The 22,125-nt window shown below is 64.5% G+C and carries 13 protein-coding genes; 4 read left to right on the forward strand and 9 right to left on the reverse strand.

Annotated elements, in window-relative coordinates:
- The first annotated feature begins 72 nt into the window (after positions 1-72).
- The 3 genes from PSO31014_RS18330 (at position 73) to PSO31014_RS18340 (ending at position 5,575) form a co-directional block, all read left to right on the forward strand.
- Complete coding sequence (locus PSO31014_RS18330) at positions 73-1,794, forward strand: hypothetical protein (RefSeq protein ID WP_150552918.1); 1,722 nt, start codon at positions 73-75, stop codon at positions 1,792-1,794.
- A gap of 423 nt (positions 1,795-2,217) precedes the next feature.
- The gene (locus PSO31014_RS18335) at positions 2,218-3,780 is read left to right on the forward strand and encodes a hypothetical protein (protein ID WP_150552919.1); all 1,563 of its coding nucleotides are present in this window, start codon (positions 2,218-2,220) and stop codon (positions 3,778-3,780) included.
- A 379-nt stretch (positions 3,781-4,159) separates the two neighbouring features.
- A complete protein-coding gene (locus tag PSO31014_RS18340) occupies positions 4,160-5,575 on the forward strand; it encodes an alanine/glycine:cation symporter family protein (protein ID WP_150552920.1) in 1,416 nt (471 codons plus the stop codon).
- 84 nt (positions 5,576-5,659) lie between these two features.
- On the opposite strand, the gene PSO31014_RS18345 is transcribed toward PSO31014_RS18340, so the two are convergent.
- The 7 genes from PSO31014_RS18345 to hemE all read right to left on the reverse strand — a co-directional run bounded on the left by PSO31014_RS18345 (position 5,660) and on the right by hemE (position 18,857).
- Positions 5,660-6,802 (reverse strand): branched-chain amino acid ABC transporter substrate-binding protein, encoded by a 1,143-nt coding sequence (locus PSO31014_RS18345; RefSeq protein WP_150552921.1) that lies wholly within the window; start codon positions 6,800-6,802, stop codon positions 5,660-5,662.
- Positions 6,803-7,010: 208 nt separating this feature from the next.
- Entirely contained in the window at positions 7,011-8,555 is a 1,545-nt protein-coding gene (putP, locus tag PSO31014_RS18350; RefSeq protein ID WP_150552922.1) for a sodium/proline symporter PutP, read from the reverse strand.
- A 426-nt stretch (positions 8,556-8,981) separates the two neighbouring features.
- Positions 8,982-12,905, reverse strand: coding sequence for a trifunctional transcriptional regulator/proline dehydrogenase/L-glutamate gamma-semialdehyde dehydrogenase (gene putA / locus PSO31014_RS18355; protein WP_150552923.1), 3,924 nt, complete (start codon positions 12,903-12,905; stop codon positions 8,982-8,984).
- Positions 12,906-13,078: 173 nt separating this feature from the next.
- On the reverse strand, positions 13,079-13,417 hold the full coding sequence (gene sorB / locus PSO31014_RS18360; RefSeq protein ID WP_150552924.1) for a SorB family sulfite dehydrogenase c-type cytochrome subunit: 339 nt from the start codon (positions 13,415-13,417) through the stop codon (positions 13,079-13,081).
- A 14-nt stretch (positions 13,418-13,431) separates the two neighbouring features.
- Complete coding sequence (gene sorA, locus PSO31014_RS18365) at positions 13,432-14,745, reverse strand: SorA family sulfite dehydrogenase catalytic subunit (RefSeq protein WP_246176784.1); 1,314 nt, start codon at positions 14,743-14,745, stop codon at positions 13,432-13,434.
- A gap of 130 nt (positions 14,746-14,875) precedes the next feature.
- Positions 14,876-17,392 carry a primosomal protein N' gene (locus tag PSO31014_RS18370; RefSeq protein WP_150552926.1) on the reverse strand — a complete coding sequence of 839 codons (2,517 nt, stop codon included), beginning with the start codon at positions 17,390-17,392 and terminating at the stop codon, positions 14,876-14,878.
- Between the two features lie 394 nt (positions 17,393-17,786).
- Positions 17,787-18,857 (reverse strand): uroporphyrinogen decarboxylase, encoded by a 1,071-nt coding sequence (gene hemE / locus PSO31014_RS18375; RefSeq protein ID WP_281349133.1) that lies wholly within the window; start codon positions 18,855-18,857, stop codon positions 17,787-17,789.
- 245 nt (positions 18,858-19,102) lie between these two features.
- On the opposite strand from hemE, the gene PSO31014_RS18380 reads away from it, so the two are divergent.
- Complete coding sequence (locus tag PSO31014_RS18380; RefSeq protein WP_425494889.1) at positions 19,103-19,924, forward strand: transporter substrate-binding domain-containing protein; 822 nt, start codon at positions 19,103-19,105, stop codon at positions 19,922-19,924.
- A 24-nt stretch (positions 19,925-19,948) separates the two neighbouring features.
- Here PSO31014_RS18380 and PSO31014_RS18385 read toward each other — a convergent pair whose 3' ends face one another.
- Both PSO31014_RS18385 and PSO31014_RS18390 read right to left on the reverse strand, forming a co-directional pair.
- A complete protein-coding gene (locus PSO31014_RS18385; protein WP_150552928.1) occupies positions 19,949-20,887 on the reverse strand; it encodes an alpha/beta hydrolase in 939 nt (312 codons plus the stop codon).
- 36 nt (positions 20,888-20,923) lie between these two features.
- Complete coding sequence (locus PSO31014_RS18390) at positions 20,924-21,424, reverse strand: CoA-binding protein (RefSeq protein ID WP_150552929.1); 501 nt, start codon at positions 21,422-21,424, stop codon at positions 20,924-20,926.
- Between the last annotated feature and the right edge of the window lie 701 nt (positions 21,425-22,125).

Genomic DNA, 22,125 nt, shown 5'->3' on the forward strand with positions numbered 1-22,125 from the left:
CACCTTTTAACGCTGTTGCAACCGCCGATGCACGATTCGACGCGTTTGCCAGCCGTTTCGAGGGGCACGTCAATGCGAAGAAAGCAGTCCGGCATATTTCTGATCTCAGCAGCCATCGCCGTGGCGGTGGCCGGCATGCTGATTACATTCTGGGGCGTCAATTACACGCGGCAGTTGCGCGTCGAGCGTGCGGAGCGCGTCGGCGAGTCGTTGAAGATCATCGGCGACGCGACGCAGAGCTTCGCCGTGAAGTACCACGACCGGCTGAGTAAGCTGTTCGAGAAGAACGAGCCCTTCATCATTGACGACGTTCAGTTCACGACGGAGGGCACAGCGCCGCGAGTGGTGGGCAATCTGACGGCGGAGAACCTGATCAAGGTCATGAATATTCGCGGCGCGGCAAGCAAACCGCCGAATGGCATGGGGGACTATGCGATTCGCGTGTATGAGGACTGCGTCGACAACAAGTGCGATATCAAGACGCTGGTGTACCTGACTCAGCCCATCAAGCGCGCCTATTCGGACGCCCCCGATTACGATGCGGCGACCACCGCGATGCGAAAAATCGGTGCGTTAGGCGGCATATCGCTCCACGATGCGCCCGACCAGTTTCGCTTTATCGATAACGATGGGTCGGAACGCATGGTGACGAATCCGGCTGCCCAGCCGGGCCTGATCGCCGTGCGCGGCGGGCACCAGACGAGCGCGATGGATACCCTGCTCAGTCTCGATGGACGCAAGTCGATGACGGGGAATCTTAATCTGGAAGATAAAAACGGCGCTGGGAAAGACGGGGCAACCCGTCACAACATTGTCGGCGCGGGGGATATCGAGGGGCGTGGGAATTTGCGTATGGCGAGCCTTGAAGTGTCGTCCGCGCGTATCGCCGGTACGTTGGATCTCAGCAACGGCTCGCGGGACAACGACCAGAAAAATGGCAGCAATATCATCGGTGCGCGTGACATTACCGGAAGTGGAACGCTGAGCATGGGGGGCGTCGAGGCGGATAGCGTGAGAGTTGGATCAACGCTGAGCCTGAATGCGAACGACATTACGGGGGCGCGAACCGTAGGGGCGAAGACCGTCGATGCGACGAATGTGGATGCGACCAATGTGGACGCAACCCACGTCAATGCCAAAAGAGTGGAATCGGGCGCACTGAAGTCGACCGAAGGTGTGGTCGAGCTGGGCACCAGCATTTCGGGTGGCTCGTGCACTGGGATGGGGATCGGTGTTGATGCCCAGGGCCGGGTGATGTCGTGTCAGTCGGAGGACCCCGACCGAAACGGCCGGGGAGGGCGCGTCTGGAAGCTGTCGAGCCCGACGATTACCCGGGAGAATGTTCCTGACGACGTTGTGAACCAGATCACATCCGAGGCGCAGCGTAACGCGTCGTGGTGGATGTCGAAGTTCGACCTGCGTTGGGGCAAGAGCAAACTGCTTAACCGCAGCGCCGCAAGTGTTCTCTATGAAGTCGGCTTTGCGAGCGCATGTGTGCTTGACGCCGAGGCGAAGAATGCTGGCGGCATTCTCGAATACAACCACCGCCTCAGCCGGTTCGTCGTGCGCGGCATGGCGCGTCCCGGAGGCGCCTTGTATTGCTTCTCGTACGGCGGGAGATCAGGGGACATGCGCACGACCTTCTGGGATTGGGGGAAGAACAATGTTGGGCACGGCATTATGGAAAGCCCGACCTGGTATCGTGGTGACACGCCGGAGTTTCGTAACCTTTTCAGAGCAACGATGACGCAGAACGTCGGCGCCCTCAACGAGGGCGGACCTTGGCACCACTGATGTTTGTCGCACAACGATATCGATGCGGCGACCGTTCCGCGTGACCGTCGCATGACCGCCGCATACGCCCGGTCATCTACCTCTCGATGTCGCGTTGCCTTGCCTTGTCTTTGCGCCGTGCGGCATTTGCCACGGAAGTTCTGTCGATAATCGAAATATGAAGAAGCCGCGTGACGAAAGTCTCGCGGCTTTTTATTTCGGGTTTTCGCTTCGGAATTTGCTGTCACCGATCGGGCGTTAACGGGCATTTCCCAAGCCTCTCGCGAGTGACCTCACTGACAATGCCCTATTTCAACGATCTGACGATCACCGGCGGCTGTTGTCGCGTGTTTGCCAGACGATTCAAGTGAGGGCGCGTCAATGCGAAGAAACCAGTCGGGGATCTTTCTCGTCTCCGCCGCCATTGCAATCGCTGTGGTCGGCATGTTGATTACGTTCTGGGGCGTGAATCAGATGCGGCAAATGCGCGTCGAGCGCGCAGAGCGCGTCGGGCACGGGCTGAAGATCGTTGGCAGCGCGGCGGATGCGTTCGTCGCGAAGTATTACAAGCAGATATCGGAACTGCTGTCGGCGCCCGGCAAGACGTTCCCGATCAAAGGGCATACGTTCGCCCACGTGCCCGCCTCGTCGTCGTTCGGCTACGCGTATATGGGCAATCTGGACGCGGCAGCGCTTATCAAGGTGCTCGATATTTCCGGTGTCGGTAGCAAGCCGCCGCACGGCTTGGGCGACTACGAGATTCGGATCTATCGGAAATGCGATCGGGAGAACCCGCCCAATTGCCAGATCAATTCGCTGACGTATCTCACCGAACCAGCGAAGCGCGCCTATTCGTCGGCACCCGACTATGCCTTTGCCGCCATCGTCGCGAAGACGGTCGGCGTTTTCGGCGGGACCTCCACGCTCGATAAGCCGGACGAATTTCGTTTTGTCGACGAGAACAGTCAGCCGATTCCGGAGGCTGTTCCCAATCCGCTGGGCAAACCGGGATTGGTCGCCATGCGAGGCGGCTATCTGACGCACAGTCTGGACGTCAATGTTCGGCGCGACGGATCGCGCAACATCACGGGCGATCTGGACTTCGAGAGCGGTAATTCGAATCAAAGCATCAAAGGCATCAAGAATATCGTCGGCGTGGGTAAGCTCACCATGAGCGAACTTGAAATCAAGGGCAAAGCCACCGTGAAAGGCCCGCTTCATCTGAGTGACGACAAGGGCACGAATCGGCAAGACATCGTTGGGGCGCGCAATATCGAGGGCGACGGCACCCTGAAAATGTGGAGCATCGATGTGCAAGGTGCGACCGTGGCAGGTGACGCGACCATTCGCGGCGGCCTGCATGCGCAACGCGGAGCAACCGTCGGAGGCGCCCTGAGAATGGAGCGCAACAATATCGAGCGCGCGGGGCAGGTGACGGCGGACAGACTGCAATCCGATTCTGGTGTCATTCGGCTGGATCGATCCAACGAGCGAAATGCGTCGTGCCAACCCGGCGAGATCGGTCGCGACGCTAGCGGCAAGATGCTTTCCTGCCAGGACTCCGACGGCGGTTGGACGTGGCAACTTGCGCGCACCACCGAGTACGTCACCCAAGTCGTGCATAAGGAGGTGGAGAAGATCGTCGAGAGGGACAAGCCGATTGTCATGGCGACTTGGGACTACTACTACAACCGATGCAACGATTATCGAACGTCCCGTGGATGGAAGACGGGGTACTACGGCAAGATAAACGGCGCGCTTTTTTGCGGGATTGTCTCGAAGGGATGGTGTAACAAGAGCTCGTTCGGTTCAAACGAAAGGGCGAGTGTTCATAACGTACTCGACAATGGGCGGCTAGCGTCAATCGGTGGCACGCCCTACGTCGAGTTTGGTAACACGTACGGCGTTCTGATTTGCGGGTTTCCCTCGGAAAGCGCCGCCAGGGCAGCTGGGTTCAGTGTCTGCGATAGCAAAAGCAATAATTGCAGTATGGCGAAGGATCTGTGAAGGCAGAAAGTCCGCGCTTCGCATTTCAGAACCGTCCCGCCGCATTGGCTGCGCCGGACGATGCCATCTGCCGAGCGGTCATATCGCATTGGGTGCAACGCAGGGGGCGACCAACGCGCCCGCGCCGGTCCTGCGGCATCCCGCTGACTGACACATCGCCGACACATGCCTCGGCTAACCTGCTGGCCGATGTCTCCTTGCCTTGTCTTTGAGCCGCGCGGCGTTTGCCGGGCGGCTTTTTTCTTGTCACGCACTTGCGTATGGGAATCGACGGAAAGTCCTGGCGGCCGCTATCGCGCCGGGTCAAATCTTGAGATTCTTCGTCGCTTGCCTCTGGCGTTACGGGGCCGACAAGTGGTTGCGACAGGAGAGATGTGACATGGAGCGTTGGCTCAAGCCGTTGGTCGATACCGTCGGCGGGGTGCTGTCGGGATACCCCCTCGTGATCGCCTTGTTGGGGGCGGGTCTCTACTTCACCGTCCGGTTCGGCGGCATTCAGGTTCGGGCGCTCTGGCACAGCATCTGTCTGCTGCGCACGTCCGGGAGCGTCTCGGGTATCTCGCCGTTCCAGGCGTTTGCCACGGGATTGGCGAGCCGCGTCGGCACGGGCAATATCGCCGGGGTGGCCGTGGCGCTGACCATCGGCGGGCCGGGCGCCATTTTCTGGATGTGGATGACCGCGCTGCTCGGCATGGCGTCCGCGTTCGTCGAATCGACACTGGCACAACTCTTCAAAGTGCCGCGCCACGACAACACCTTCCGCGGCGGTCCGGCGTATTACATCCAGATCGGTCTCGGCTCGCGCAAATTCGGCATCCTGTTTGCGCTGGCGCTGCTCTTCACCTTCGGGTTCGCGCTCAACTCCGTGCAGTCGCACTCGATTGCCGAGGCGCTGGAAGCGTCGTTTGGCTGGGAACGGATCTGGATTGGCGTTGCGTTGGTGCTGATGACGGCACCGATCATCTACGGTGGCGTGCGACGCGTTGCCCGCATTGCGCAATGGATCGTGCCGGTGATGGCGCTCGCATACGTGGGGCTCGCCGTGTACGTGTGCCTCGTGAATCTCGATCAGATCCCCGGCATGATCTCGATGATCTTGCGCCATGCGCTCGGACTTGAGCCAGCCGCCGGCGGTATCGCCGGGTATGCCGTGAGTCAGGCGGTGCTGATGGGCGTGAAGCGTGGCCTCTTCTCCAACGAGGCGGGCATGGGCAGCGCGCCCAATGCCGCCGCCGTGGCCACGACCAAACACCCGGTACAGCAAGGCCTGATGCAGATGCTCGGCGTGTTCTTCGACACCGTCGTCGTGTGTTCGGCCACGGCGTTCATGATTTTGCTTTCGGGCGAGTACATGCCCGGTGCCGCGCCCGAAGGGGCCGTGCTCACTCAACGTGCCCTGGCCGCTCACGTGGGCAACTGGGCGGTGATCTTCACCGGCGTCACGGTGTTCTTCCTCGCTTACTCGAGCGTGCTCGGCAACTACGCCTATGCCGAGGTGAACATGGACTACCTGACGCAGCGTCCGTGGCTGCTCAATATCTTCCGCGCATTGGTGCTGCTGGCCGTCATGCTCGGATCGGTCGCCAGCCTGCCGTTGGTGTGGAGTTTCGCGGATGTCGGTACCGCGTTGATGGCGTTCATCAATCTGGTCGCGATCGGCTTGTTGATGAAGTATGCGTTGTTTGCGTGGCGCGACTATCAGACTCAACGCCGCGCGGGCGTCGCCGAGCCGGTTTTCACGCGCGACGCATTGCCGCCGGAGATGCGTGAGCGTTTGCCCAAGGATGTCTGGTGACGGCGGCACGCATCAAACACAAGGGCCGGTGAGTCATCCTCACCGGCCCTTGTCGTTGACCGCTATCGGCTCTTCGTCAGGCGCTTACTTGCCGCCGACAGTTTCCAGCACGGTCCACTTGCCATCGACCACCTTGTAGAGCGTGATCGAACCGTACTTCAGATCGCCCACCTTGTCGTACGCCAGCTCGCGCGTGGTCACGCCGGGCATGCTCGTCTTCGCAAGCACCGGCAGGTACTTCGCCGGGTCGGTCGAGTTCGCCTTCTTCATGGCCGACATCATGGCCATGGCGCCGTCATAGGCATACGGCGAGTACGTTTCCGGGCCGGCGCCGAACTTGGCCTTGTAGCGCGACTCGTAAGCGGCGCCGCCAGGCATCTTGTCGAGCGGCAGGCCGGCGAGCGAGACGACCGAGCCGTTGCCGGCCGTGCCCGCGATCTTCAGGAACGCATCGGACTTGACCATCTCGCCCGCCATCAGCGTGCTCTTCATGCCCAGCTCACGCATCTGTTTGGCGAGCGGGCCGGCTTGCGCGTCGGCGCCACCGTAGAACACCATGTCAGGATTGGCGCGCTTGAGGTTGGTCAGAACGGCGCGGAAGTCCACGGCCTTGTCGCTGGCGAACTCGCGGCGAACGATCTTGCCACCCGCGGCCTTCGCCGCCTTCTCGAACTCGTCGGCCAGACCCTGACCGTAGGCGGTGCGGTCGTCAACGATGGCGATGTTCTTGAAACCCAGCTTCTTGACGGCGAACGTACCGACGACCGACCCTTGCTGAATGTCCGAGGTCATCATGCGGAACGTCGTCTTGAAGCCCTGCTTCGTGTATTCCGGGGCCGTCGCCATGGCGATTTCCGGAATCCCGGCCTGCGCATAAATGCGCGAAGCGGGAATCGTCGTGCCGGAGTTGAAGTGGCCGAGCATGCCCTTGATGCCCGAGTCGACCAGCTTCTGCGCAACCAGCGAACCCTGACGCGGGTCAGCCTGATCGTCTTCCGACTGCAACACGAACTTCACCGGCTTGCCGTCGATGGTCGGCTTCGTGGCGTTGTACTCGTCGATGGCGAGCTGGATGCCGTTCTGCATGTCTTTGCCGTAGTGCGCCTGGGCGCCCGTGAGCGGTGCGGCAAAACCCAGCTTCACTTCCTGCGCCTGTTGCGCGTTGGCCGTGCCGAACGCGAGCAGTCCCGCGATGGCGACCGCGCTGAGCGTAAGCTTCGATTGCATCAACCCTCTCCTTGCATGTGTATGTCGTTGAGTGGCATGCCTGCGGGATCACCGCGGCATGCCTTTCTTGGATCGCCGTCTGCACAAGGCCGGTCGGCCCAGGACGGCTTCAATCGCAATCAAACGCAATATGCGTCCGACGCGGCAGTATTGGATGGCTGCGCGCGCCGGTCAAGAGGGAGAAGTTCCGATGGAAGGTGCTACCGGATTATGGGGAGGGTTGCGCCGTCGGAGCGCCGGTGCTACCGGATTCGCCCGTCGCGCCTTGCTGGATCGCACGCAGCGTCGCTTCGGCGCTGGCGTAGCGGGCCAGCACGTCTGCGCTCGGGGCCTTGTCGAAGCGACTCACCACGATGAGCGCCAAACCGCCCAGCACAAAGCCCGGCAGGATTTCGTACAGGTCGAACCAGCCGAACTGCTTCCAGATCAGGACCGTGGCCGCACCGACGACAATACCCGCGAGCGCCCCGTTACGGGTAACGCGCGGCCACAGCAGCGTGGCCAGCACCAGCGGACCGAAGGCCGCCCCGAAACCTGCCCAGGCGTAACTCACCATGCCGAGCACGCGGCTCTGCGGATCGAGGGCCAACACCACGGCGATCACCGCCACCGTCAACACCATCGCCCGACCGATCCACACGAGGCGTCCCTGGCTAACCGGCCCGCGCGCAAACGTCTTGTAGAGGTCTTCCGTCAGTGCACTGGCACACACGAGCAGCTGGCACGACAACGTGCTCATCACGGCCGCCAGAATCGCCGCCAGCAGCACACCCGTGAGCCATGGGGTGAAGAGCTGGGTCGTGAGCGCCATGAAGATGGTTTCCGGGTTCGCCGCCACGCCGGCGCCGAGATCGGGCCGCGCGCTGTAGAACGCCAGGCCGAAGAAGCCCACGGCGACCGCACCGGTCAGGCACAGCACCATCCAGGTCATGCAGATGCGACGTGCCTGCGGAATCGCCGCCGCCGAGCGCGTGGCCATGAACCGCACGAGAATGTGCGGCTGGCCGAAATAGCCCAGCCCCCAGGCGAGCATCGAGATGACGCCGATGGGTGCGAGATCGCCGAACCAATCGGTGTGGGCGGGGTGCACGGCGGTTACCGCGTCCACGGCCGCCGCAGGGCTGCCGTCGAGCGCAATCACGGCGATCGGGGTGACGACCAGCGCGGCGAACATCAGCGAGGCCTGCACCGTATCGGTCCAGCTCACCGCAAGAAATCCGCCGATGAAGACGTAGGCAATGGTCGCCACGGCGCCGATCCACAGGGCCGTACGGTATTCCATGCCGAACATCGTTTCGAACAGCCGGGCACCCGCGACGACCCCCGACGCGCAATAAATCGTGAAGAAGATGAGGATCACGAGCGCCGTGACGATGCGCAGCACATGGCTGCGGTCACCGAAGCGCTGTGTGAGGTACTCGGGCAGGGTCAGCGCGTTGCCGCACACCTCCGTGTGCACGCGCAGGCGCGCGGCCACGAGATGCCAGTTGGCCCACGCGCCGATCGCCAGGCCGATGGCGATCCAGACGCCCGACAGGCCGCCCATGTAGATCGCCCCAGGCAGGCCGAGCAAGAGCCAGCCGCTCATGTCGGAGGCCCCGGCGGAGAGCGCGGTGACGAAGCTGCCGAGGCGACGTCCGCCGAGAATGTAGTCGGAAAGGTTGTGGGTGGCGCGATAGCCGAGCCATCCGATCACCAGCATCAATAGCAAATAGACGGTGAATGACACCGCAGTGGGATTCCAAAGGGACATGTAGCCTCCTTGAGCGTCGGTGTCACGCGCGTCGAGCGCCTCTGCCGGCATGACGAAAGAGGGGGCGACGCGGGACGACGACCGCTATGGCCAGCGATACGTGTCGCTGGCACGGGTTGACCGCGCAATGGCGGTGAGACGCGTGATATGTCGGGGGCGGGCGCGAAGATACCGCGATTGCGCGCGGTGTGCGTGACTACGGGATGTGCGGCGGGGCGCTAATTGCGGCTTGTCGGGCCGGGCGGGGAGGCGTGGAGATGGCCGGCGGTTAACGCATCGCGGCCGCCAGCGTCCCGAAATGCAGGACGTTGGCGACCGCTGGGGCCCCCCAATTGGGACGACGGCGCGTTCGGGGCATCGTAGCCGGCCGCCAGATTTCGGACGAATCCGACAGGATTCGTCGCGAGACCTGACGGTCTGCCGCGATCAGCCGATGGTCATGAGGTTGGCGTTACCGCCTGCGGCGGCCGTGTTGACCGATACCGAGCGTTCGCACAGCAGGCGCTCCAGGGCGTAGTCGTCACCGGCGGCCAGCGCCTCGGGCGCGAGGCCCTGCATCGACAGGATCGGACCGTTGCGGGTGGCGATGCGGCGGTTCAGGGCGCGCAGCTCGTCGCTGTCGCCTTCGAACAGCACCGCGGCGAGCGACGGCTCGGCGGCGGCGTCTGCCCCTGTCGCCAACACCGACGCGCGGCCCTTGAGGGCGGCCGGCAAGGCGCTCACCAGTCCGCGGGCGGCAACGCTCTCGGTGAAGACGGCGTTGTTGCCCGTCGCCAGCGCGGCAGCCAGTTGCGTGCGCGCACCGAGCGGCGTGGCGGCCACGCACAGGACCGGGCCGCGTGGCTCCAGACCATAGGTGTTGCGCTCACCAGTCGGTCCCGGCAGCACGGCGGTGGCGTCGAGTGCCGACGTGGCCAGATAACGGTCGACGCGATGGATCGCGGCAGCGCTATCGGCCGAGTTGCCCTGCGCATGCAGCCAGTCGCGGTAGTTCACCAATGGCGAGAGCGCCGCTTCGTTGCGGTTCAGCTCGGCGGGCAGCGAAGCCGGACGCGTTGCCAGCAGACGCGGCAGATACATCGGACCGCCGGCTTTCGGACCCGTCCCAGACAAGCCTTCGCCGCCGAACGGCTGCACGCCGACCACGGCGCCAATCACGTTCCGGTTCACGTAGACGTTGCCGACATGGGCGCGCTCGGTCACGTAGGCGATGGTTTCGTCGATACGCGTATGCACGCCGAACGTCAGGCCGTAGCCGGTGCCGTTGATCTCGTCGAGCAGCTTGTCGAGTTGCGCGCGCTTGAAGCGGATCACGTGCAGCACCGGGCCGAACACTTCGCGTTGCAGCGCCTTCAGATCGGTCAGCTCGATGAGCGTCGGCGGCACGAACGTGCCGTGGCGAGCGGCGTCGGGCAGCGGCAGTTGTTCGACCGGGAAGCCCTTGTCGCGCATCTGCTCGATGTGGCGGTTGATGCTGTTTTGCGCTTCGGCGTCGATCACCGGGCCGACGTCGATGGACAGACGATCCGGGTTGCCGATGGCCAGTTCCTGCATCGCGCCCTTGAGCATGTGCAGTGTCTTGTCGGCGATGTCGTCCTGCAGGCACAGCACGCGCAGCGCCGAGCAGCGCTGACCGGCCGAATCGAAGGCCGACGCGAGTACGTCGTACACGACCTGTTCGGGCAGCGCCGACGAATCGACGATCATTGCGTTTTGGCCGCCGGTCTCGGCGATCAGCGGGATCGGACGGCCATTGGCGTCGAGGCGCTCGGCCAGCGTGCGCGCGATGATGCGCGCCACTTCGGTCGAGCCGGTGAACATGACGGCCTTGGTGCGGGCGTCGGCCACGAGCGCGGCCCCGACCGTTTCCCCTGTGCCGGGCACCAACTGCAGCGCGCCGGCCGGCACGCCGGCGGCGTGCATCAGACGCACCGCTTCGGCGGCGATGAGCGGCGTCTGTTCGGCCGGCTTGGCGATGACCGGGTTACCGGCGGCCAGCGCGGCGGCGACCTGACCGACGAAGATCGCGAGCGGGAAATTCCACGGGCTGATACACAGCACAGGGCCCAGCGGGCGGTGCGTGTCGTTGGAGAAGCCCTGACGGATCTGCGCGGCGTAGTAGCGCAGGAAGTCGACGGCCTCACGCACTTCGGCCACGGCGTTGGGCAGCGACTTGCCGGCTTCGCGCACGCACAGGCCCATGAGCGTGGGCATGTGGGCTTCGAGCAGATCGGCCGAGCGCATCAGGCTGTCGGCGCGTTCCTCGACCGGCGTGGCTTGCCAGATCGGGGCGGCGGCCACGGCGTGCGCGAGTGCGGCGTCCACGTCGGCGGAGGTCGCCTCGATGACCTGACCCACGGTATCGCGCAGATCGGCCGGGTTGCGCACGGCGCGGGCCGTGCCCGTGGTGCGCTCACCGTCGGCCAGCATCGGGGCGGCGCGCCACGGCGTGCCCGCGCTGGCAAGCAGGGCCGACGACAGCGACGCGAGACGGTGCTCGTTCGACAGGTCGAAGCCCGACGAATTGGCGCGCGCTGCACCGAACAGTTCGCGCGGCAGCGGAATCTTGGCGTGCGGTGCGCCGAGCGGTTGCACCTTCTCGGATTCCGAGATCGGATCGGCGATCAGTTCGTCGACGCTGACGGTTTCGTCCGCAATCCGGTTCACGAACGAGGTGTTCGCGCCATTCTCGAGCAGACGGCGCACGAGATAGGCGAGCAGCGTTTCGTGCGTGCCGACCGGGGCGTACACGCGGCAGGGGCGCGCGAGCTTGCCCGCCGCGATGGGGCCGACGACTTCTTCGTAGAGCGGCTCGCCCATGCCGTGCAGGCACTGGAATTCGTACTGGCCCGGGTAGTAGTTGTTGCCCGCGAGGTGATAGATCGCCGAGAGCGTGTAGGCGTTGTGCGTGGCGAACTGCGGGTAGATGGCGTCCGGCACGGCGAGCAGCTTCTTCGCGCAGGCGAGGTACGACACGTCCGTGTAGATCTTGCGGGTATAGACGGGATAGCCTTCGAGCCCGTCGACCTGCGCGCGCTTGATTTCCGTGTCCCAGTAAGCGCCCTTGACCAGACGCACCATGATGCGGTGACGGCTGCGACGCGCCAGATCGATGATGAAATCGATCACGAACGGGCAACGCTTCTGATAGGCCTGTACCACGAAACCGATGCCGTTCCAGCCGGCCAGCTCGGGATCGAAGCACAGCGCTTCGAGCAGGTCGAGCGAGATTTCGAGGCGATCGGCTTCTTCGGCGTCGATATTCAGGCCAATGTCATACGAGCGCGCCAGCTTGGCGAGCGCCTGCACGCGCGGGAGTAGTTCCGCGACCGTACGCTCGTGCTGGCTGCGCGAGTAGCGCGGATGCAGGGCCGAGAGCTTGATCGAGATGCCAGGGCCTTCATAGATGCCTCGGCCAGCCGAGGCCTTGCCGATCGCCTGAATGGCTTGCTCGTAGCTCGCGTAGTAGCGCTGGGCGTCCTCTTCGGTCGTCGCGGCTTCGCCGAGCATGTCGTACGAATAGCGGAAGCCCTGGGCTTCGTATTTGCGGCTGTTGGCGAGGGCTTCGGAGATGGTTTCCCCGGTCACGAACTGCTCGCCCATCAGGCGCATGGCCATGTCCACGCCCTTGCGGATGAGCGGCTCGCCGCCGCGGCCGATCAGGCGCGTGAGGGCCTTGGTCAGACCGGCTTCGCTGGTGGTGGTGACGAGCTTGCCGGTGATCATCAGGCCCCAGGTGGCGGCGTTGACGAACATCGACGGCGAATTGCCCATGTGGGCGTGCCAGTCGCCCTTGCTGATCTTGTCGCGGATGAGCGCGTCGCGCGTGGCCTTGTCGGGAATGCGCAGCAGGGCTTCGGCCAGGCACATCAGCGCCACGCCTTCCTGGCTGGACAACGAGAATTCGTGGATCAGGCCTTCCACGCCGCCGCCAGTGCTTTTGCCGCGCAGGGCGACGACGAGCTTGCGGGCGAGGTCGGAGGCCGACGTCGCGGTCGCCGGGGCCAGCTTGGCCTGACCGACGAGCACGGGCACGCATTCCGGCTCGGGACGGCGGTAGGCCGCCGTGATCGCCGCCCGCAGCACCGATTGCGGTTGCACGTTCTGGGCGAATTCGAGGAACGGATGCGGCACGGTATCGTCGCCCGCGTGGCCGTCGATCACCTCGGTGCCCGACTGGGTCGCGCCACTCAATTCGGGCGGCAGCGCGCCGCTCTCAATGCGCTCCAGGTAAGCGAAGATGGCCTGTTTGATGAGCCAGTGCGGGGTGCGCTCGATTTGCTGGGCGGCGCTTTTGAGCCGGGTACGCAGTACGTCGTCGACCTTGACGCCGAGGGTGGTGTTAGCCATGGAAGGGTTACCTGATGACGCGAAAACGTGACACCCATAGCGGGTGAATTTCGGCATCGTAACCGGGTTTCAAAAGAGGTGCAACCTGAGTCGATATTAGGGTTGCACCTAGGTGTGAGGTCGACACACGAAACGTCGTGTGGCGCCCCGGCCCGCGGGCCGGGGGAGAGGCGTTACTTCTGGTCGGTACCGTACGTTTTTCCCAAATACTCGGAAATCAGCTTGACCTGATCTTCCGGGATGGGCGCGCCATACACTTTCACCATCTTCGTGACTTCCGCGCTCCAGAAGGCGGCCGACATAGGCGGTTGGGTGTTGACGTAGTCGAGCGAGTGGCACATGACGCACCACGAGTTGGCCGATTGATAACCGGCGAGCGTCGAGGCCTTCAACTGCGACGTTTCCTGCGGTAGCTTGATCTCGAGGGCATGGACGGGGGTGGCGAAGGCGCCGAACAGACTCAACAGGCCGGACAGCAGGGCCGCGCGGCGCGCAATCTTCGAAAGGTTCATGATCGTTCCCCGTCTCAAGCCGCGATCACACGCACGGTTTCCACCCCGTTGCGCAGATAGCCGGCCGGATTCCACAGCGATTGCAGCGGTTGCGACACTCCTGCACGATTCGTCGCCCGCACTTGGAGCGCGTACTCGCCGGGCTTGGGGGGCGTGAACGACGCCGTCCATTCGCGGAACGAATACTTCGACAGTTCGTGGCCGAGCTGGGCCGCCTGCCAGGTCTGGCCGCCGTCGGCCGAGAACTGCACGTCGCGAATGCCTTCGCCGCCGTCGAACGCAATGCCGCGCACGCGCACCGCCTTGCCCGCCGCCACGTGCTCGCCGTCGGCCAGACTCGTGACGAACGAGCGCACGGTGAAGCGTTCGATCGGCTTTGTTTTCTCGGGCGCCTTGCCGGGCGTGACGCAATTGCAGTCGTTATCGGGAATGCGATACGCCGTGGCCATCCAGAAGCCGTCGAACACCTTGTCGATGACGTTGATGTCCGCCAGATGCTTCACCCAGTACGTGCCGTAGTAGCCGGGCACGACCAGCCGCACCGGAAAGCCGTTGAGCATCGGCAGATCCTTGCCGTTCATGGCGAACGCGATCATCACTTCGCCATCCATCGCGTGATCGAGATCGAGTGCCTTCACGAACTCGGGGGTCGTGGGGACGATCGGCCGGTCGAGCCCCTCGAACGTGACTTGCTTCGCGCTGGCCGACACGCCCGCGCGTTCGAGAATCCGCTTGAGCGGAATGCCGCGCCAGCGCGCGTTGCCCATGGCGCCATTGGCAATCTGTCCGCCGGCGACGCGCGGTTCGAAAAAGCCACGGCTATTGCCCGAGCATTGGTGGACGGCCACGATCTCGACCGGCGTGCCGTAATCCTTCTTGAGCGACGCGAGCGAGATATCGAGCGGTTTGGCGACGCTTCCGCGCACATGAATCCGATGCTTCGCCGGATCGATGTCGGTCGGAATGCCCGCGAGGTGGTAGCGCACGAAGAACGCATCGTTCGGCGTGATCAGCCCGTCGTTGAAGATCGCGAACGGCGTTTCCAGTTGCGGGGGGCGCGCCGTCAAGCGGATCAGCGGGCGCTTCTGCGGATACGCGACGAGTTCGCGTTCGCCATTCGCGAACGGCAGCGTCACCATTTGCGGCGCGGTGGTGGCGGCGAGCACATCGAGCGCTCGCCCCGCCAGGCTGGCCCCGACGCCCAGTGCACCCGCGCGTCGCAAGAAGCGGCGCCGGGAGGCCTCGGCCAAGGGGGATTCGGTGGGCGGGAGGGACGGTGTAGCGAGGTGTGGCGCCGTAGGGGCGGCGCGCCGGTCGTGCGACTTCATCGGGATGTCTCCTGTAGGACTTCTTATCGTGCAGATGACGTGAACCGTTCGACGTGCGGTGATCGACTGCTATCTGCATCGTCGGAGATTCGGGCGATGTTGTCAAATTTCCGGAACGCTATATGCCGATTTATATTTCGAGAGGGTCGACTTCGAGATGCCAGCGCACGGGCGCCTTGAGTGCGCGCAGCTCGCTCATCCAGTGTGTGAGGAAGCGTTGGAGCGCACCGCGATGCGGACTCTCGACCACGAGCTGGGCGCGCTCTGTGCCCGCGATCCGGACCATCGTCATCGGCACCGGATCCCACAGGGAGATGCGCGCGTCGTGCAGCGCGGGCGCGGCGGCGATCTCGCGGGCCTGCTTGAGGAATGTCATGGCGTCGTCCAGGCGCCGGGCTTCGGCGCGCAGGAGCGCCTGATGCGTGAACGGCGGCAGCAGGGCGACACGTCGCTCCTCCAGTTGTTGCGCCGCGAAGCCCGCGTAGTCGTGACGCATGAGCGACGTGAACAATGGGTGCGCCGCGTAGCGCGTCTGGATCAGCACGTCGCCGGGGCCGTCGGCGCGGGCGGCCCGCCCAGCGCGCCCGGCCACCTGCATCAGTTGTGCAAACAGACGCTCGGCCGCTCGGAAGTCGTGCGAGAAGAGGGCGCTGTCGGCGTTGACCACACCCACGAGCGTGACGTTGCGAAAGTCGTGGCCCTTGGCGACCATCTGCGTGCCGATCAGGATGTCGACTTTGCCCGCATGGACCTGCGCGAACAGCGCCTGCGCGCTGCCTTTGCGGCGGGTGCTATCGGCGTCGATGCGCGCGAGCCGGGCCTCCGGGAACTGTTCGGCCAGCGCCTCCTCGATGCGCTGCGTGCCGCGCCCCAGCGGCGCGAGATCGAGATTGCCGCAGTCGGGGCAGGCATGCGGTATGCGAGACTCGGCGCCGCAGTGATGGCAGCGCAGCCGCCGTTCGGGCTTGTGCAGCACCATGTGGGCGCTACACCGGCGGCAGTCGCTGATCCAGCCGCAGGCATCGCAGTTGAGCACCGGGGCGTAACCGCGACGGTTCAGGAACAGCAGACTTTGCTCGCCCGCTTCGAGCCGGGCGCGAATCGCGGCGAGCAGCGATTGCGACAACCCTTCGTGAACCGTGCGCTGACGCTTGCGCTCGATGTCCATGTCGATGAGCGAGACGCGCGGCAGCACGGCATCGGGCGTGGCGCGCTCGGGCATCGCGAGGCGCACGTAGCGGCCCTGTTCGGCGCGCCGCCAGCTATCGAGCGACGGCGTGGCCGAGCCGAGGACGACGGGGATGCGCAACCGATTCGCGCGCCAGATGGCGAGGTCGCGGGCCGAGTAGCGCAACCCTTCCTGTTGCTTATACGACGGGTCATGTTCTTCGTCGACGACGATGAGCCGCAGATGCGGCAGCGACGCCATCACCGCGAGCCGGGTGCCGAGCACGATGCGCGCTTCGCCGCGATGGGCCGCCAGCCAGTGCCGGGCACGCTCGCCTTCGGCCAGTCCGCTATGCAGCGTGACAAGCGCCTCGTCGGGAAATCGCGCACGGAAGACGCCTTCGAGTTGGGGCGTCAGGTTGATTTCCGGCACAAGCACGAGGACCTGGGCGTCGCGCTCGCGCAGGGCCTCGGCCACCGCGCGCAGATAGACCTCCGTTTTGCCGCTGCCGGTCACGCCATAGAGCAGGAAGGGGGGGCAGGGGGGGAGATCGCCCGCGTCACTCGCGCTGCCGGCGTCGAGCTTGCCCGACGGTGCTGTGGCGTCAAGGCATTGGGCGCCGGCGGCTTCGAGCGCGTCGTGAATGGCCGCGACGGCGTTGGCCTGCCCGACAGTCAACGTCCTGGCGGCGCGCGGGGCGTTCTGCGTGCCGAGGTCGATATTGGCCGAAGCATCGGCGAGCGTGAAATCGGTGGGATCGCTGGCGTCAGTGGCGCTCGATTCGCCATCCATATCGCCGGATTCATCAGCTTCATCAGCATGGCGAACCGCTTCGTGGAACGGCACGGTGTCGACGACGATCCACCCGGCAGCCGCCCACTGTTTGAGCACATCGGCGGCCTTCGAGCACAGGGCTCGCGCCTCATCGGCGTCGAGCGTGCCGGCTTGCGCCAGGCCCTCGGCCAGACGGCGCTGCGCGCGCAGCCGGCTGGGCACGTTCTCCAGTAGCGTGGCAAGGGCGTCGTCGGCCAGCCGGTAGCGTTGCACGCCACGCTGCGCGAGGAGCCGCGACCAGCGCATCGGGGTGCGCAGATGCGCCGGGACAGCGGGCAGGGCCACTTCCCCGACGCCGCGCTGGTAGTACCGCGACGCGAACTGCATCAGGTCACGCCAGTCGTCGCGAAGCGGTGGCAATTCATGCCAGACGGCTGTGACGTCACGCAGCTTGCCCGGGGCGATTTCGCTGCGGTGCGTCAATTCCCAGACAACGCCCACGACCTGTCGTCGTCCGAACGGCACCTGCACCAGTTGCCCGGGGCTCGCGGCTTGATCGAGCCGATAGTCGAACAGGGTGAGCAGTGGCGTATCGAGCGCCACGCGGGCGATGGCGGGCACACCGATACGCGGCTTGGCGACCGGGAAGAGAGCATCCTCAGGGGATGCCAGAGACGGTTCGGGCAGGTCGTCGGCGTGGGTCAAACTTAAAGTGAATCCTGAGAAGTGTCGGTAAACCCCGGATTTAAGTCGGGTTTCCGGTGGGCTCGAAGCGCTTGTGGATAACTATGTTGAGAACTGTGGGGATTATCGCTCGTCAGCCTCGCCAGGCGGCCCTCACGTGGTGCCGTGCTTCGACTTTGCCCGAATCAAAAATGCTTTTTGATCAATAGCTTATGCGCAGCGTCCACGCGTGCTCCCTGTTGCCTCTCACTTGCGGCGGCGCAGCGAGAATTTGTGCATAAGTCTTCGGGACAACTCCGTAAATTGGAGGGGTTACTCGACAGATTTACGCTTGACATTCGGTGCTTGAAACGGCGGTTGGGTCTGCAAGGCAAATGGCCCCGCGAGCCGCACCGCCGCTGGTGTGTATCGTCAACTACGCCGTCTGGCGCAGCTTTCGGCTGTAGCGGTGGACTTCGTCAACGAGCGCCGCAACGTGGTCCGGTTGGGTGAACTGCGAAATACCATGCCCCAGGTTGAACACGTGGCCTGGTGCGTTGCCATAAGCGTCGAGCAGGCGGCGAACCTCGGCGCGAATGGCCTCGGGCGCTGCGAAGAGGGCGGTAGGGTCGAAGTTGCCTTGCAGCGCACAACGATCGCCGACGCGACGGCGCGCGGCCGCCAGATCCACGGTCCAATCGAGCCCGATGGCGTCGGGCCCGGTGTCGGCGATGGCTTCGAGCCACTGACCGCCGCCCTTGGTGAAGACGATATGCGGAATGCGTGCGCCATTCCATTCGCGGTGCACGCCTTCGAGCGCCTTTTGCATGTAGGCGAGCGAGAACCGTTGGTAGAGACCGTCGGCCAGCGCCCCACCCCAGGTGTCGAACACCATGACAGCCTGCGCGCCCGCTTCGATCTGGGCGTTCAGGTAGGCGGAAACGGCGCGCGCATTGGTCTCCAGAATATGCGTCATCAAGTCGGGACGCTCATACATCATCGTCTTGACCGTGCGGAAGTCGGCCGACCCGGCGCCTTCAACCATGTAGCACGCGAGCGTCCACGGGCTGCCGGAGAAGCCGATGAGCGGTACGCGTCCGTTCAAGGCGCGGCGGATCTCGGCGACGGCGTCGAAGACGTAGCGCAGACTGTCGAGGTCCGGCGCCCGCAGGCGGCGCACGTCGTCCTCGGTGCGCAGCGGGTGAGCGAAACGCGGGCCTTCGCCGGCTTCGAACGACAGGCCGAGGCCCATGGCGTCGGGAATGGTGAGGATGTCCGAGAACAGGATGGCGGCATCGAGCGGGAAGCGCTCGAGCGGCTGCAACGTGACCTCGGTGGCGTAGGCGGGGTTCTTGGCGAGCGCCAGGAAGCTACCGGCTTTGGCGCGTGTGGCGTTGTATTCGGGCAGGTACCGGCCCGCCTGGCGCATCAGCCAGATCGGCGTGTACTCGGTCGGCTGGCGCAGCAGGGCGCGCAGGAAAGTATCGTTTTGCAGAGCTTGGGACACGTCGCGGCGGTGGGTAGGAGGGTTGGGGCAAGCGGTCATTTTACTCGCGTATCCCCGGCCCGGACGCATGGCGGGCTGTTATGCCGCACATCAGCCATCGGCGACGCGTCGACGTGGCGCGCGCGGAACACTGGCGTCATTCCGATTGGCGTGGGCCGGGAGTGTCTTTAGTATTGAGCCCCACGCGCTGCGTCAGACAGTTCGGGAGCGCAGTGCGCCATCACGTCAAACCTCAGGAGACAAGCATGAAAGTCATGTTGACGGCCGCCAGCGCGGCCTTCGTGGCCGGGGCGGTGCTCGCCGGCGCCGCGGCCCACGCGCAATCGGCCGCTGTCGTGAGCCCTTCCGCGACCCCCGCCATCCACTCCCGGCTGGACGACATCGTCAAATCGGGCACGCTGCGCGCCTGCGCGACGGGTGACTACAAGCCTTACTCGTATCGACGCCCGGATGGTCAGGTCGAGGGCATCGACGTGGATCTGGTCGCCTCGCTGGCGAAGTCGCTCGGCGTGAAGCCGGTGATCGTTCCGACGACCTGGAAGGGGCTGATGGACGACTTCACGGCGGGCAAGTGCGATATTGCCGTCGGCGGTGTGTCGGTCACGCTGGATCGCGCGGCGCGCGCTTATTACAGCAACGTGGTCATGGTCGACGGCAAATCGCCGATCGTGCGCTGCGCCGACGTGGCGAAGTACCAGACGCTCGCCGACCTGAACAAACCGAGCACGCGCGTCATCGCCAACCCGGGCGGCACGAACGAACGTTTCGCCCGTCAGTACCTGCCGAACGCCACGCTCACGATCTATCCCGACAATGTCACGATCTTCAAGCAGATCGTCGACGGCAAGGCCGACGTGATGGTGACCGACGCCTCGGAAACGATGTTGCAGCACAAGCTGAATCCGTCGCTCTGCCCGGTCAACCCGGACAAGCCGCTGCAGTTCGGTGAGAAGGCCTACCTGCTGCCGCGGGGTGACGACATCTTCAAGCAGTACGTCGACCAGTGGCTCAATCTTGCGCAGAAGACCGGGGAGTATCAGAAGGTGGTCGACAAGTGGCTGAAGTGATGGCGTTGGCCGTAGCCTGATTGATCATCCCAGCCAGTCTCGCAGGCGTTGTGCCGCGTCGTGCATGACCAGCCTCGCCTGCGGAACGAACGGTTGCAGCCTCGCAAAACTATGTGTCAGGCCGGGCGCCTCGATGATCTCCGCCCGGCCGCCCGAACTCGCCACGAACTGGGCGTATGACACCGCTTCGTCATGCAATGGATCGTATTCCGCAGCGATCACCAAGGCGTGCGGCAAGGCGTGACGCGGCGCTTGAGCGGTCAGATTGACCCGCACGTCGTCTGCCGACGGTGCCACGTCGCCCAGAAATTCCTTCCAGTACCAGCGCATTTCGTCGCGTGTCAGCCCCACGCCGTTCGCCAGACGCTCGTAACTCGGTGTATCGAACCGGTACTGCACCACCGGATAGATCAGCAACTGCGCCCCCACAATCCCCGGATGCCGGTCGTTGAACCACGCCGCCGCCTGCGCCGCCAAGTGGCCGCCCGCGCTGTCGCCCGCCACGGCCAGACGGTCGACGCGCACGCCCAGCCGCGCGCGCTGCTCCGCCGCCCACGCCAGGGCATCGCGCGCGTCGTCGATCGGCGCGGGGAACGGATGCTCGGGCGCCAACCGGTAATCGACGCTCAACACCGCCACGTCGCCGTCCTGCGCCAAGAAGGCGGCCAACGTCCCATGGGTGTCGACATCTCCCACGACCCAGCCGCCGCCGTGGAAGAACACCACCAGCGGCACTTCGCGTTCGACCGGGCGATAGAGCCTTGCGCGCAGGGTGCGGCCCGGCAGCGCAATGTCGAAGGTCTCGCTGCGCAATCCCGCCGGCAACGGGCGCAAGGCCTCGTTGGCGACGGTGGCGAACCGAGCGCGCACGTCTTGCGCGCTTGGCGCGCCGTTGTCGGCAATGGCGGGGTACTTGCGCGCCATTTGGTCGTAATAGGCGAGTAGATCGGCGTCGATGGTCATATCAGCGGGTCATTGGCGGCGTTGGAGGTCGGCGGTTCAGCGTTTCGGAAGCGGCTGTCTCGGCGGGCGGGCGTCCGCGCTGGTGCGGGGGTGGCCCGCTTGCATCTGCCAGCGCTGGTGTTCGATCTTGACGCATCGGTCCATCACGACGTCCAGCCCTGCCGCCAGCGCGACGGCTGCGGCGTCGTCGTTTTCGATGCCCAACTGCATCCATAGGCTGGTCGCGCCAATGGCGACGGCCTCATCCGCGATGGGCGGAATGTCGCCGCTGCGACGGAAACAGTCGACCATCTGGATCCGCAGGCCCTCGGCGCGCAAGGCGTTGGCCGCCTCGGTCAGGCTCGCATAAACGGGCTCGCCCAGGATCGTCGCGCCGGCACCGGCCGCTTGCGGGTTGATGGGTACGATCAGGTATCCGTGCTGTTGCATGTAGCGCGATGTGGTGTGGCTCGGCCGGTCCGGCCGCGGCGACAGTCCCACCACGCCGATCACGCGGTCGCGCGCCAGTATCTGCCCCAAACGTTCCATGGTTTCCATGCGAGTGCGGCCCGTCGGGGCCGGTGCTGTCGTTGACGGAATCACTGCTTTCGGTGCGCTGCCGACCCGCGGCGTTGACATGGCTTCGGATGACGGACGCCCACTTTGTTGCCACGCACGAGGAATGAACTTAGCACATTGACGACACGGACGTGAAACGGAGGCGCGCGCCCCGATGCCGCCATCGATGGGAGGCGCCGGCGCGCGCCGGCATCGTCCGTGTCGATGCCTCGCCGAAAGAGTTACTCAGGATCACGAACCAAATGAGGCTTCGGTCAATGTGCCGGAAACCCATGCCGGAGAAGGCGAGGCGGCAACGTGGACGGCGCGCGAAGGTCTCAGGTGTTACAACCTGAAACACTTTGTTACCCCTCCCCCCATACGTTTCCACCAAAATGCTTCTCAACGCTGATGTGCTTATCCCCCGGTAACACAGCAGCGCGACTGTATCGGCGGAACGCGTCCCCCGGCGCGATCTGCAAGGTCGTTCGATGCAGTGCTCTGAATCTGGTCTCCTCGCGCTAACCCCGTAGCGTGTGGTTTTGGCGGGCCTATGTGTCCCGCCATTTTTTTTGCCTGCGCAGACCTACATCTTTCCTACGACTTTCGTCGTCATCCAAAAGATTATTTCGCCCTCCGATTCACTTTTCGGAAATCGGTTTATCCCTGCGTAAATAGATAAGCGACATGCCGATCGGTGG

This window comes from Pandoraea soli, from assembly GCF_902459595.1.
GTDB lineage: Bacteria > Pseudomonadota > Gammaproteobacteria > Burkholderiales > Burkholderiaceae > Pandoraea > Pandoraea cepalis.

What these genes read in the sequence shown, in the direction of transcription:
- putP (WP_150552922.1), bottom strand. Translation starts at nt 8,555, where the DNA reads ATGTCCCTTTGGAATCCCACTGCGGTGTCATTCACCGTCTATTTGCTA.
- PSO31014_RS18330 (WP_150552918.1), top strand. Translation starts at nt 73, where the DNA reads ATGCGAAGAAAGCAGTCCGGCATATTTCTGATCTCAGCAGCCATCGCC.
- sorB (WP_150552924.1), bottom strand. Translation starts at nt 13,417, where the DNA reads ATGAACCTTTCGAAGATTGCGCGCCGCGCGGCCCTGCTGTCCGGCCTG.
- PSO31014_RS18345 (WP_150552921.1), bottom strand. Translation starts at nt 6,802, where the DNA reads ATGCAATCGAAGCTTACGCTCAGCGCGGTCGCCATCGCGGGACTGCTC.
- putA (WP_150552923.1), bottom strand. Translation starts at nt 12,905, where the DNA reads ATGGCTAACACCACCCTCGGCGTCAAGGTCGACGACGTACTGCGTACC.
- PSO31014_RS18380 (WP_425494889.1), top strand. Translation starts at nt 19,103, where the DNA reads ATGAAAGTCATGTTGACGGCCGCCAGCGCGGCCTTCGTGGCCGGGGCG.
- PSO31014_RS18385 (WP_150552928.1), bottom strand. Translation starts at nt 20,887, where the DNA reads ATGACCATCGACGCCGATCTACTCGCCTATTACGACCAAATGGCGCGC.
- PSO31014_RS18340 (WP_150552920.1), top strand. Translation starts at nt 4,160, where the DNA reads ATGGAGCGTTGGCTCAAGCCGTTGGTCGATACCGTCGGCGGGGTGCTG.
- PSO31014_RS18390 (WP_150552929.1), bottom strand. Translation starts at nt 21,424, where the DNA reads ATGGAAACCATGGAACGTTTGGGGCAGATACTGGCGCGCGACCGCGTG.
- PSO31014_RS18335 (WP_150552919.1), top strand. Translation starts at nt 2,218, where the DNA reads ATGTTGATTACGTTCTGGGGCGTGAATCAGATGCGGCAAATGCGCGTC.
- sorA (WP_246176784.1), bottom strand. Translation starts at nt 14,745, where the DNA reads ATGAAGTCGCACGACCGGCGCGCCGCCCCTACGGCGCCACACCTCGCT.